Raw genomic sequence first — 12,036 nt, 5'->3', positions numbered from 1 at the left:
TTCCGCTATGAGACGGCTGGTTAAAGGTCTTCTGTACCTGGTGGTTTGAGGTCCGGTGGGTAGCCCTTTGCACGGAGCCAGGCGTCAAGGGCGAGAGCGACGATGTCACCGTGAGGGATGTCGGTGTCGGCGTTGCACCGGCGGATCCGGCGCTGGAACTGAAGAACTTCAGGGACGGCATGGTTGAGCTGCCCTCGTTTGGTGTGCCGGTCTTTGATGACGTTCAGGGTGTCGGGGTGCGGCGTAAGAGCGTCGTCGGTGGGCTGGAACTCGGCGTCGAGGGCGTCGGCGATTTCACGAAGTCGGCGGGCGTAGGGGGAGTGATCAGGCACGAGAGCTGCTCCGGTCGGTCCGGTTAGGCACTGTCCGGCGGATCATGTGACTTTCCGACCGGGTGCTCGTTGGTTGGGTCATGGGGCGGAAGGATCTGACGCATCGCGAGTGGTCGCCGCTGGAGCCGCATCTGCCGCCGTCGGGTGGGCGGGGAGGCCGGTGGAGCGATCACCGTACGGGGATCAACGGGATCCTGTTCTGGGTCCGGACCGGTGTCCCGTGGCGTGACCTGCCGGAACGCTACGGGTCCTGGAAGACGGTCTACGAGCGGCATCGCCGCTGGTCGGCGGATGGCACCTGAGACCGGATCCTGCAGGCGGTGCAGGCCGAAGCCGATCTTGCGGGGCGGATCGACGGGGGCATGGTCGGCGTCGACTCCACGTCCTGCCGGGCTCATCAGCACGCGGCTGGCGCCCGCAAGGCCAAGCCGCGGGTCCCGAAAAAGGACGACGCCCCGGCACCACCGCCCCGACGAGGGACTCGGACGGTCCCGGGGCGGCCTGACCTGCAAGATCCACCTCGCCGGTGAGGGCGGCTGCCGCCCCATGGCCCTCCTGCTCACACCGGGCCAGTGGGGCGACGCCCCGCAGATGACCGAGGTCCTGGACCGGATCCGGGTGCCCCGCCCGCTGGGCGGACGGCCCCGGACCCGGCCCGACCACGTCAGCGGCGACAAGGCCTACAGCTCCCGCCGCAACCGTCGCTACCTGCGACGGCGCGACATCAAGCACACCATTCCCGAACCCAGGGGCCAACGGGCCAACCGCCGGCGCAAAGGCAGCGCAGGGGGCAGACCCACCGGCTTCGACCGCGAGCGCTACCGGCGACGCAACGAGGTCGAGCGGCCATCAACCGGCTCAAGAACTCCCGCGCCGTTGCCACCCGTTACGACAAACACGCCTACGTCTTCCACGGCACCATCACCGCAGCAGCCATCCGCTTATGGCTCCGCCCATGATCCGCCGGACAGTCCCTAGGGCTCGCCATAGCAAAACAGCCCATCTCAGACGCAGCAGAGACGTTCGGCGTGGAGTGCGCACCCGCCGGAACGAGCTCGGCAAGAGCCAAGAGCGCCTTGCCGACGACAGCGGCATGCACTGGACGTTCATCGGGCAGGTAGAGCGCGGCCAGCGCAACGTGTCGCTGCACAACATCCTGAAGCTCGCCGAGGCGCTAGGCATGGATGCAGGGGAGCTAGTGAGAGGGCTGAAAGTGCCGCCTGCAGGCTCAGGGAAGACCGAGTGATCCCACAGCTCCCGAGCGATGGATGACGTCCATCACGACGGTTGACGGCTCCTCATTCGGCGTACTGCATGAAACCAGGTGGAACCTGTCATACCTGAGCACTACCGTTGATCCATGACGGACGATCAGCTCTCTCTTGCCAGCAGACACGTGCCGCTTGACCCCTACAGGGCAAGGGCGCCGCACCTGGTCGCCGTCGTGGACACCAACGTCATGCTCAACAGCATTGACAACGACTGCCGCAACGAAGCCGAGGGGTGGCGGTCGCGCTTGCTTCTCATGAGCGACCGCGGCGACGTCGTGCTCTACGCTGCGGACCACGTCCTTGACGAGGTGTACGAGCACCTATCGAAGATCGCGGCTTCAAGTCCGGTGTCTCTTGCGACTCTTCGCGCCCGCTTTGAAGACGAGTATCTTCCCGCACTCAGGTTCGTCAGCGTGTCCAACCTGGACGAGCCTGACCCGCAGGTGCTCGCGATTACCGACCCGGACGACGTACCGACAGGCCGGCTTGCCAAGCTCATTGGGCCGTGCGTCGTCTTCTCGGAGGACAAGCACCTCAAGCGGCCAGGCTTCGCGCCGAAGCGGTGGCTCGATGTAGCGCGGTCGGCAGTCGAGATGTCCGACGGCCACCAGGGCCAGGTTCTCATCTTCAACGCTGCTGCCCTCCCGCTGCGAGGTGCGGTTGGATTGCTGACGTACTCCGGGCGCAAAGCCAGCATCTCACCGTGGATGCTTGGTGGTGCCGTCCTCGGCGCCGGAGCGTTCTTCTTGAGAAAGCCGGAACGGCGGAAGGAAGTGGCCCAGTTCGCGGGCGATGTCGTCAATGTCGTCGGCACTCAGCTTGCCGGAGCGGTGGCGAAGGAACGGCGCGGCATCGAGAAGCTACGCAAGGTCGTTCTCCCCGCCCCGACACGGCCAACGATCCGGCAGAGGGTTGCTATCTCCTTGGCTCGGCAGACGGAGCCCTTGCTTGCCGCCGAGCTGCACGGCTTGATCTCCCGGTATTTCCCTGGCGAGCCAGCTGTCAGCGTCCAAGAGGTGCGGGCTGTGCTGGAAGAAGGCACGGAGTTCGTGCGGGTACAACGCTACCGGTGGCAGTTCGGGCGCGACGTCGCTCCGCGGGCCTGCTGAATGCGCTGGTCGTATGCGGACAGGGCGACAGTGAAGTCATCCGACTAGCAGTGCCGCCGTGCTGCATGGTGTCGGGCAGGACAGAAGTACGGTCGGCTCCGGGCAGGCCGGGGGCGCTCAGCGAGAGCGGTTGGGGGACGAATGAGAGTCTGCTTTCTGATCGACGAAGGTTGGAGCTCGCCGGAGGTTGGAACACGGGGATGGCTCACCATGAGGGAGTCCCTGGCGCGAGCGTTCATGAAATCCGTTCCACGGCATAGGCGCCATGCCCGTTTTTCTACGGGAACTCTCCCACTGTGGCGGCTTGCCCAAGAAGTCGGCGGCACCGAAGCCGCCGCAAACAGCGTTCTCGGCGAGCACTGGGCAGTCTGGAGCACCTTCCTTGGGCCGGACCTTGCTAAGCACATCACGTCATTTGATATCGCAGGTATGGTCGTGGAATCTCTGACTCCGTCGGACGCTCGTGCCATGCACATCCGGCTAAAAGACACCGAATGGTACTTGGGGGTAGTGCAAGTTCGTCCGGAGATTCCGGAGCACTGGGCGGTGTTCCTGAAGAGCATCCCGAGCCGGTTTCGGATCTTCGAGGACTCTCTCTACTTGTTTCATAGGGGGTATGAGTTGGAAGTCGAAGATACCCGAGATTATGTGGAATATCGCGAGTGGGAAGCTTCAGGCCTCTTCCCCTCCATTTATTGGGAGGACTCCGGGGCGCGGGAGACCATCTTTGATCCGTTCGACAACATGCAGCACTTTCGCAGGCTCGGTGAGGCAGATGAACTGCTTCATGGCCAGTTCTCATCCGCGCTGGGTGAAACCCTGATGCGCTGCTCAGACCTGGACCCGAATCTCACTCAACGGCTGCACGCTGCCCTCAAGGCGTTCGATGGGCACGAGACAGCGGAAGAGTTGGCGCATGTGTCGCTGTCCTGCCGACGATTCACGGAAAAGCTTGCTGACTGCCTCTATCTTCCGCGTGAAGAGAAGGTCAACGGTCGAAAGGTCGGTCAGGCTGAGTACCGGAATCGTCTGTGGGCGTACATCGCGGAAAATGTCACCTCTGACACCACGCGAGAACTACTCATCGCGAACGTCGAGGACTTGGGGAAGCGTATCGACAGGCTGGACAGTCTGAGCAACAAGGGCCTTCACTCCGATGTTTCGTCCTCAGACGTGAACCGACTGTTGCTTTCACTTCTCGTCGTGGCACATGATTTGATCTCGTTGCGCCCGCCCAGCGGTGCTTTCTCGTACAAGCCGTACGAGACCGCGATTCGTGTCTTTATGGAGAAGGTACTGCACCAAGAAGAACGTCTGTCTCAGGATGCCGAGGAATAGCACTGAGCGCTCACTGGGCGGGAAGACATGTCTCATGACTGGAAATAGGTGCAGCAACCAGCAACCCTGGGTCCTTTACCGCTGAATCTGCGCTCCTCATATCCTCGGCTAATTCTGGTGGGTGAGCTCTACCTCCGGAGCTTGGAAGCGCGGTGTCATGGATTTGTGAGTCCATGAAAAACTTACCGAGAGCGGTATTCCGCTCTCGGCTGATCCACGGTGTGGTGGTCGCGTCGTAGTCGCGATCATCGAAAGGTCCTACCGTGGTCAATAGCGTTTTTACGGCCTCGCTCTTCCTGGCCGTTATCGGCCCCCTTGTGCTCCTTGGCGCGCGTGCATGTATGGAGCCTGGGCCCGGGCAGCATCGCGCTGTCGGGCGCCGCCGTCCCATGTGGGGAGGGTGGCGATGACACAGGGCCGTGTTGTGCTTCCGCTTCCGTTTGTGGTGTGGCGCTGGACAGACCAGACCCACAATGCTGCAGTTCAGGCCCGTACTGCTCTGGGATGCACGCTCGATCAGCTCGGCTGTGTTGGCGAGGCCGCCAGTGATGTCGTGTGGGCTGTATCCGAACTGGTCGCCAATGCGGTCGAGCACGCTGTCGGGCCGTACGAGATGCGTCTTCGTCCCTGCGAGGAGCGGGGAATCGTCTGTGAAGTGGAGGATCGTGATCCTCGCATTCCTCCACTGCCGAAATCCCCGAAAGGGAATCCCCTTTCGCCGTTGGGGGAGGGGCGCGGTGGTGGTTCCCCTGCTTTGTGGGCAGTATTGTCCGAACGTGGGCGGGGGCTACGCATCGTGCATTACCTCACCAGCGGTCACTGGGGGTTCCTAGGATGGGAAAGTGGAAAGGTTGCCTGGGTGAAGCTCCCGGATCTCGATCAGCGCTGACCACGGTCTGGGGGAGCCCTTGCCCTCTCCCGGGTCGCAGATCCGCGTGACCATCGCGGAGACGTTCCTGCGCAGCAGAGGGCTCTTCGATCAAACGATTGAAGAGCCCTCTGTGCGCGGGTGATCTACGCAGTGCATCCGATCTTCATGCAAGTAAGCGACCCTGAGATTACCCCTCTTGAGGGTGATTGACCGGCGTACCGCGCGAATATTCGTGACCTTCTCCCCTATTTTGGGGCAGCGCCTGTGCTGCACTGGTGATGGGAGACGGGGATGCGGATGGCACGCCATCGGACCGGAGCGATCCTGGCGTTGGTGGGTGTGGCGTTCTCCGGGGCGCTGCTGGCAGGTTGCTCGAAAGCCTCATCGAATGCGGAGTCTCAGTCGGGGAGGGCTGGCGAGACGCCGGACGCCCCCGATGCACGCGCTGTCGAGCACCGGGAAGCCCTTGCGGCCTACCGGGCGATGTGGGGGGACGCCGTCGCCGCTGCGGCTACGTCCGACGCGAAGCACCCGAAGCTGCATGCCCACGCCTCTGCCGGAGCGTTGGAGCTGCTCCGCTACATGATGAGGGAGAACCGCAAGAAGGGGCTCGTCGCGAAAGGGCGGCTTCATCTCGATCCCGTGGTGGAGAGGAGCCAGGCGACGAAGGTGGTAATCCGGGACTGTGCCGATGCCACCGGCTGGCTGCGCTACACCGAGGGCGGAGAGCTCGAGAACGATGTGCCCGGCGGGCATCATCGCGTCGATGCGACCGTGCGGCAGCGAAGTGGGATGTGGCGAGTGGAGGATCTGTACCTCCACGAGGCGGGGACATGCTGAGGTCTCGTCCCGTCCTCCCGGTGGCGGCAGCGGCGGTGTGCAGTGCGGCACTGCTTGTTCCCCACGACGCGGTGGCCGATGACGGGCTCAGTACAGGGGCTGGCGTGATGTGTGTCCCCGGGGCATGCACCGCCGAAGCGAGGAGTACTCGGAGGAAGCCCGCTGGCGTGGCGGGGAAGAGCGGCACGGTGCCTCACCGGAAGTCGGCCAAGACCGGTGGCGGTGGAGTGCCGAAGGGACCGCCGAAGATTGTCGCGGATGGCTGGGAGTTCGATCTGGGCGGCGGCATGGGGATCATGCCTCGCTTTGACGGCGCGGAGCGGAAGAAGCCGGCGCGGGGCGCGCAGCGGCAGGTGCCGGTGGAAGTGGTCGTCCAGCGTGCGGTGGAGCGGCTGGAGTTGCCGCAGCCGGTGATCCGTACGAGTCCGGACGAGAACTTGGTGCAGGTGGTCCACGTGCCGACGTGGATGTGGGTGGACCGCTCCGCCTGGGGACCGGTGTCGGTGTCGGCCGCGGTGGACGGCGTCGAGGTGACGGCCACAGCCAAGCCGTGGAAGACCGTGTGGTCCATGGGGGATGGCCGGACGGTGATCTGCCTGGGGCCGGGGACGCCCTACTCGGCGGCACACAGTCCCAAGGCGTCTTCGCCTGACTGTGGTTATACCTACCGGCGGGCTTCGCTGTCCGCCCCGGGCGGGGCATACACCGTCTCCGTGCAGGTGACGTGGGATGTCGAGTGGCACGGGGCTGGTCAGAGCGGGGTCGTGCCCGGGCTGGTGATATCCGCCGAACGTCCGCTGGTGGTGGACGAGGTGCAGGCCGTCGTCACGGGCTGACGACCTCCCGTACCAGCGCGGCCACGGACCAGCGGGCGGACTCGGTCGACGTCGGAATTCTTCTGTCAGCGAGGTGAGTGGTGGGTACCCCCATGTCTTCTTCGACCCTGAAGGGCGGCGGGTTCAGGGTGCCGGGGACACGCGAGCCCGGCCCGGAGCAGCAGCCAACCGTGACCGGCAGCCGGCGTCGCAAACTCGGCTGGGTGTGGGCCGGGTTGGGAGCGGTGGTTGTCTCGGCGGTTGGATTCGCGCTCGTCGCGCAGGCGGTGGGGGAGCGGGACCAGGTACTGGTGCTGGCCCGGGACGTGCCGGTCGGCCACGTTCTGAAGCCGCGTGACGTGCGTGCGGTGCAGGTGGCCGCGGATGCGGGAGTGGTACCGGCCGCGGAGCGGGGTGCGGTGCTGGGGCGGCGGGCCCGGGTACCGCTCGTGGCCGGCTCGCTGTTGGCACCTGGGCAGCTGGGGCCGAAGGCAGCTTTTCCGCCGAAGGGCTTCTCGCAGGTGGCGCTGGCCGTGGAGCCGGGAGGCGCACCGCCGAGTCTGGCTGCCGGGGAACGTGTTGCGGTCCTCCCCGGACCTGCCGGCACTGGCGCCCTACCGGAGAACGAGGAGAAGAAGGCCGCCGTGGTGGCGGGGACGGTGACCGGGGTGCGGGAGGCCGAGTCGGCGGGCGGGCCGCGGGTGGTGACGGTGCTGGTCGAGACTGCGGCCGCACGGCGGGCGGCACAGCTGGAGCATCCGCGCGTCGTGGTGCTGCCGGCCCAGGGGCGGGAAGCGCCGTGAGGCGGCTGGTCGTGCTCGGGTCGGTTTCCGGTGCGCCAGGAGTGACGACCACCGCCCTGGCGCTGACCGCCGCATGGCCGGTCGAGGCGGACGGCGGGGTGCGGCCGGTCATGGTGGAGGCGGACGGTTCCGGCGGTGACCTGATGATCCGCTTCGGCCTCCCGACGGCGCCCTCGCTGCTGGACGTGGCGGCCACGGCCGGGCAGCTGTATCCGGGCTCCCTGCTGGGAGCGGCGAGCGAGTTGCCCTGCGGCGTGCGGACGGTGGTCGCGGTGCCAGGCCGAGGGCCGTGCGGCCAGGCGGTACGGCTGCTGGCCGGCGAGGCCGGGTTACGGGTGCTGCGCGGCGAGGCCGATGAACGCGGCACGGTTCTGCTCGACCTGGGGCGTCTCGGCGAGGACATCCAGCCGTTCATGGACGCTGCGGACCAGGTGGTCCTGGTGACACGGGGCGGGGCGGAACCTCTGACCCACGTGTCCGCCTACGGGTTGGACGCGGACCGCCATGCCGGGCGGCTGACGCTGGCCGTGGTCGGGCCGAGCCCTTACCCGGCGGAGGAAATCGCCACTTCCCTCGGTATCCGGCACGTGGCCTTCCTGCCCTGGGATGCCAGGACCGTGGCGGCCCTGAACAGCCTGAAGCCGGGCGCGCTGCGCGGTGCCGGGTTCCGCAGACCGCCGCTGATCGCTGCCGTGCGAGCGCTGGCCTGTCGGCTGGCGGAACCGCAGGGCACCGATGCCCAAATGGGAGCCGTCGAGGCGGGGCACCTGGCCGGAAGCCCCGGGGCCCAGTTGGCCGGGCAGCGTCACAGCGGGCTGGTCCAGGCCCCCGGATACGGAGGAGGTGGATCGTGAGCGAGCAACTCATGGCTCCTGGAGCGGCACCTGCGGGCGGTGAGCGGGAGCTGGCCGGGCTGGTGCGGCAGAGAGTGGCTGCCCGGCTGGCCGCATACGCCGGTGAGCGCGAGCTTGCCGGGTTGCCTGCGGAGGACGAGGCGGCCCGACGGACCACCGTGGGGCGGCTGCTGGCCGAGGAACTGGGAGCGCAGCGGCGGCTGTTCCTGGCCCAGGGCGGACAGATCCTCGACCCGGCGGTCGAGCAGCGGATCGCCCAGGCGGTTCAGGACGCTCTCTTCGGCACGGGAAGCCTGGAGCGGCTGCTGGCCGACAGCTCGATCGAGAACATCTGCGTCAACGGCTGCGACGTGGTGTGGGTCAAGGACGCGCAGGGCGCCTGGCGCCGCGAGAGCCCGGTGGCCGGCTCGGACGCGGAATTGGTGGAGACGATCCGTGGCCTGGCGGCGCAGGCGGAGGGGGAGGAGCGGCGCTTCGACCGGGCCGTGCCCCGGCTGAATCTGCAGCTCCCGGACGGCTCGCGGCTGTTCGCCGTCATGGCGGTGACCGGCCGGGTCTCGCTGACGATCCGTCGGCACCGCTTCCCGGCCGCCTCGATGGCCGAGCTGGTGCGGCTGGGTGTGTGCGATGAGCAGCTGGCGATGTTTCTCAGGGCGCTGGTGCGGGCGCGTAAGAACGTCGTCATCGGCGGGGGCACCAACGTTGGCAAGACCACCGTGCTGCGCGCCTTCGCCCACGAGATTCCGCCGCACGAGCGGCTCGTCACCATCGAGGACACCTTCGAACTCGGACTGGACGCCGATCCCGTGGCCCATCCGAACATGGTGGCCATGCAGGCCCGCGAGCCGAACATCGAGGGCGAGGGCGGCATCGACCAGGCCGAACTGGTGCGCTGGGGACTGCGCATGTCCCCGGACCGGGTCATCGTCGGCGAGATCCGCGGAGCCGAGGTCATCCCCATGTGCAATGCCATGAGCCAGGGCAACGACGGCTCGCTGTCCACCATCCACGCCTCCACCTCACGCGGGGTCTTCACCAAGCTCGCCTCCTACGCCGCGCAGTCTCCGGAACGGCTCTCGCTGGAGGCCACGAACCTGATGGTGGCCTCCGCCGTCCACTTCGTCGTCCACTTGGGCTGGGACGCCGCAGGCCGCAGGGTCATCGACTCGGTGCGCGAGGTCGTCGACGCGGACGGGGCCCAGATCGTCTCCAACGAGGTCTACCGGCCCGGCGCCGACGGACGGGCCGTACCCGCGACGCCCGTGCGTGCGGAGACCCTCAACGACTTGGTCGCAGCGGGGCTCGATGTCCGGGCCACGGTCCATCAGGGCTGGGGGCAGCCATGACGAGCACTGCGTTCGGCCCCGGAAGCCTGACTGGAGCCGCGGTGGCGTGCGGGGCGGCGTTCGGCCTCGGGCTGGTTGCCATCGGCTACGGCGCCGTACGGCGCGAGGGGTGGGAGAGCCGCACCGCCCTGTGGCGCACTGTGCTGGCGCGGCTGCCGGGGGAGTGGACCACGCGCCGCGTGCTCATCGCGGTCGTGGTCGGGGTGGTCGTCGGGGCGCTGACGGCGTGGCCGGTGGCGGCGGTGCTGACCACGGTCGCCGTACTCACCCTCCCCGGACTGCTCGGCCCGGACCGGGCCGCCGCCCGGCGCACGGAGCGGATGGAAGCACTGGCCACCTGGACGGAGATGCTGCGCGACACCCTGTCCGCGGCCGCCGGCCTGGAACAGGCGGTGCTGGCGACCGCCGACATCGCCCCCGCCGCACTGGAGCCCGAGATGCGGAAGCTGACGGCCGCCATCCGCTCCGGCCGGCCGCTGCCCGCCGCTCTGGAAGCCTTCGCCGAGGACACGGACGACCCCCTGGCCGATCTCGTCGTCGCCGCCCTCACGACGGCGGCCCGTCAACAGGCCGGCCAACTCGGACCTCTGCTGGGGGAACTCGCGGAATCGGTACGCGAGCAGGTGGCCATGCGGCAGCGCACCGACGCCGGGCGCGCGAGCGTACGCACCGGGGTACGCGTCACCGTGATCACCACCCTCGGTATGGCGACCGGCCTGGTGATCTTCAACCGCCCCTACCTCGACCCCTTCAACTCACTGACCGGACAGGCGGTGCTCGCGGCCGTGGGAGCTCTCTTCGCCGCGAGCTTCGCCTACCTCACCGCGGCCGGACGGATCGAGGAACCCGCCCGGCTCATCGGCCCAGCGGGCTCAGGGGCGGCGGCGGGCATCGAAGCGGGAGGTGCCCGGTGATCGTCATGCTGCTGGGTGCCCTCTTCGGAGCCGGAGCGACGGCCCTCGCCTACGGGCTGCGTCCAGCCCGTCCCGCTCTCGCCGACGTCCTCACCGCCCTCAACGCACCCGTACCGACGACTGCTGCACCACAGGAGACAGAGGAACCGGAATGGGCCACGCGGCTGGGCCGGCGCGCCGTCCCGCTGGTGCGCGCTCTCGGCTTCCCCACCCCCTCCCTCCGCGCGGACCTGGCCGTCTGCGGACGAGACGAGGAACAGCACCTGGCGGGCAAAGCGGTCTGCGCCGCGGCTGGGCTGCTGGCCCCCTGGGCCTCCGCGCTGCTGCTGCGCCTGGGAGCGGGCCTGGCCCCGGGATGGTGGATGCCACTGGCCGGCTCACTCGCCCTGGCCGCCGTGCTGTTCTTCGCCCCGGACCTCAACGTCCGCCACGAGGCCACGCGACGGCGGAGGGAAATGCGCCACACCCTCAGCCTCGTCCTGGACCTGACCGTGATCGCACTCGCGGGCGGCGCCGGAGTCCAGCAGGCCCTCGCCCAAGCCGTCGCCGCACCTCAGGGGTGGGCCGCCGCACGCCTGCGGCACGCCCTGCACGTCGCGCAGGTCACCCGGAGCAGCCCTTGGCCCCACCTGGGCGATCTCGGGCGCCGACTGGACGTCCCCGAACTCACCGAACTCGCCTCCACCCTGACCCTGGCCGGAAGCGAAGGCGCCAAGATCCGCAGCTCACTCGCCGCCAAGGCACGAGCGATGCGACGGCGCAGGATCTCCGAAGCCGACGGCGCCGCCCAAGCGGCGACCGAGCGGATGTCGCTGCCCGTGGTGGGACTGTTCGCCGCCTTCCTGCTGCTCATCGGCTATCCGGCCCTCGGCCACGTCATGTCCGTGAGCTGATCCTCACCGCACCACACCAGACCAAGGAAGAGAGCGATCCCCATGTTCCCACTGGACACGCTGACCCTCCGGGTGCGCGCACACCTCGCGGACCTCCGCCGGCACCTCCGCGAAGACGACGGCTACACCACCGAGACCGTCGTGGTCACCGCACTGCTGGCGATCCTGGCCCTGACCGTGGTGGGCATCATCATCGCCAAGGTCACCGCCAAGGCCAACGGCATCGACCTGGGATAGACCGTGACCGCTCTCCGGCCCAGCCCCGGCGGTGACCGCGGAGCGGCGAGCACGCAGCTGGTGCTCGTCGTCCCGGCACTGCTGCTGCTCGCCCTGCTGGCGGTGCAATTCGCCCTGGCCTGGCACGCGCGGCACATCGCCCAGTACGCGGCCCAACGAGCCCTGGCCGCCGCCCGCGTCGAGGACGGCAGCGCGGCGGACGGCCGGACGCAGGCACGGCGCAGCCTGACCGCACTGGGCAGCCGCGTGCTGACCGCTCCGTCCGTGACCGTCGACCGCACGACCGCCCGCACCACCGTACGGGTGGACGGGGCGGTCCTGGCCGTGGTCCCCGGCCTGAACCTGCGGGCGTCCGGCACAGCCTCCGGACCCACCGAGAGAATCACCACCCCGAGCGGAGACCAATCGTGACC

Annotated in this window: 14 protein-coding genes and 1 pseudogene; 14 read left to right on the top strand and 1 reads right to left on the bottom strand. The window is 68.1% G+C overall.

Annotation, left to right across the window (positions count from 1 at the left end; translation table 11 throughout):
* Positions 1–20: 20 nt before the first annotated feature.
* On the bottom strand, positions 21–332 hold the full coding sequence (locus E4N63_RS05210; RefSeq protein WP_230240062.1) for a hypothetical protein: 312 nt from the start codon (positions 330–332) through the stop codon (positions 21–23).
* An 80-nt stretch (positions 333–412) separates the two neighbouring features.
* On the opposite strand from E4N63_RS05210, the pseudogene E4N63_RS05205 reads away from it, so the two are divergent.
* The 14 genes and pseudogenes from E4N63_RS05205 to E4N63_RS05140 all read left to right on the top strand — a co-directional run bounded on the left by E4N63_RS05205 (position 413) and on the right by E4N63_RS05140 (position 12,034).
* Positions 413–1,291, top strand: a pseudogene (locus E4N63_RS05205) (IS5 family transposase).
* Between the two features lie 74 nt (positions 1,292–1,365).
* On the top strand, positions 1,366–1,578 hold the full coding sequence (locus E4N63_RS05200) for a helix-turn-helix domain-containing protein (RefSeq protein WP_230240061.1): 213 nt from the start codon (positions 1,366–1,368) through the stop codon (positions 1,576–1,578).
* A gap of 114 nt (positions 1,579–1,692) precedes the next feature.
* Entirely contained in the window at positions 1,693–2,712 is a 1,020-nt protein-coding gene (locus E4N63_RS05195) for a hypothetical protein (protein WP_230240060.1), read from the top strand.
* Positions 2,713–2,922: 210 nt separating this feature from the next.
* Positions 2,923–4,050, top strand: a complete 1,128-nt coding sequence (locus E4N63_RS05190; RefSeq protein WP_230240059.1) for a hypothetical protein — start codon at positions 2,923–2,925, stop codon at positions 4,048–4,050.
* Between the two features lie 406 nt (positions 4,051–4,456).
* Complete coding sequence (locus E4N63_RS05185; RefSeq protein WP_230240058.1) at positions 4,457–4,939, top strand: ATP-binding protein; 483 nt, start codon at positions 4,457–4,459, stop codon at positions 4,937–4,939.
* Between the two features lie 273 nt (positions 4,940–5,212).
* Entirely contained in the window at positions 5,213–5,761 is a 549-nt protein-coding gene (locus E4N63_RS05180) for a hypothetical protein (protein ID WP_230240057.1), read from the top strand.
* A gap of 167 nt (positions 5,762–5,928) precedes the next feature.
* Complete coding sequence (locus E4N63_RS05175; RefSeq protein ID WP_230240056.1) at positions 5,929–6,597, top strand: hypothetical protein; 669 nt, start codon at positions 5,929–5,931, stop codon at positions 6,595–6,597.
* 170 nt (positions 6,598–6,767) lie between these two features.
* A complete protein-coding gene (locus tag E4N63_RS05170; protein ID WP_230240055.1) occupies positions 6,768–7,379 on the top strand; it encodes an SAF domain-containing protein in 612 nt (203 codons plus the stop codon).
* Positions 7,380–7,420: 41 nt separating this feature from the next.
* Entirely contained in the window at positions 7,421–8,233 is an 813-nt protein-coding gene (locus E4N63_RS05165; RefSeq protein ID WP_230240054.1) for a hypothetical protein, read from the top strand.
* Entirely contained in the window at positions 8,230–9,579 is a 1,350-nt protein-coding gene (locus tag E4N63_RS05160) for a CpaF family protein (RefSeq protein WP_230240053.1), read from the top strand. Before E4N63_RS05165 ends, E4N63_RS05160 begins: the two co-directional genes overlap by 4 nt.
* A complete protein-coding gene (locus tag E4N63_RS05155; protein ID WP_230240052.1) occupies positions 9,576–10,493 on the top strand; it encodes a type II secretion system F family protein in 918 nt (305 codons plus the stop codon). Before E4N63_RS05160 ends, E4N63_RS05155 begins: the two co-directional genes overlap by 4 nt.
* Positions 10,490–11,386 (top strand): type II secretion system F family protein, encoded by an 897-nt coding sequence (locus E4N63_RS05150; protein WP_230240051.1) that lies wholly within the window; start codon positions 10,490–10,492, stop codon positions 11,384–11,386. Before E4N63_RS05155 ends, E4N63_RS05150 begins: the two co-directional genes overlap by 4 nt.
* A 42-nt stretch (positions 11,387–11,428) precedes the next feature.
* Positions 11,429–11,623: a hypothetical protein gene (locus E4N63_RS05145; RefSeq protein ID WP_125623052.1), complete on the top strand. Its 195-nt coding sequence runs from the start codon at positions 11,429–11,431 to the stop codon at positions 11,621–11,623.
* Between the two features lie 3 nt (positions 11,624–11,626).
* Positions 11,627–12,034 (top strand): TadE/TadG family type IV pilus assembly protein, encoded by a 408-nt coding sequence (locus tag E4N63_RS05140; protein WP_230240050.1) that lies wholly within the window; start codon positions 11,627–11,629, stop codon positions 12,032–12,034.
* Positions 12,035–12,036: the final 2 nt, after the last annotated feature.

It is taken from the genome of Streptomyces sp. MNU89, assembly GCF_020982505.1.
Classification (GTDB): Bacteria; Actinomycetota; Actinomycetes; order Streptomycetales; family Streptomycetaceae; genus Streptomyces; species Streptomyces xinghaiensis.
Note: the sequence above shows the minus strand (reverse complement) of the source record. Positions and strands in the feature narration are given on the sequence as shown.

Coding starts and splice junctions, on each gene's coding strand:
- E4N63_RS05195 (WP_230240060.1), top strand. CDS start 1,693: ATGACGGACGATCAGCTCTCTCTTGCCAGCAGACACGTGCCGCTTGAC.
- E4N63_RS05190 (WP_230240059.1), top strand. CDS start 2,923: ATGAGGGAGTCCCTGGCGCGAGCGTTCATGAAATCCGTTCCACGGCAT.
- E4N63_RS05185 (WP_230240058.1), top strand. CDS start 4,457: ATGACACAGGGCCGTGTTGTGCTTCCGCTTCCGTTTGTGGTGTGGCGC.
- E4N63_RS05180 (WP_230240057.1), top strand. CDS start 5,213: ATGCGGATGGCACGCCATCGGACCGGAGCGATCCTGGCGTTGGTGGGT.
- E4N63_RS05155 (WP_230240052.1), top strand. CDS start 9,576: ATGACGAGCACTGCGTTCGGCCCCGGAAGCCTGACTGGAGCCGCGGTG.
- E4N63_RS05145 (WP_125623052.1), top strand. CDS start 11,429: ATGTTCCCACTGGACACGCTGACCCTCCGGGTGCGCGCACACCTCGCG.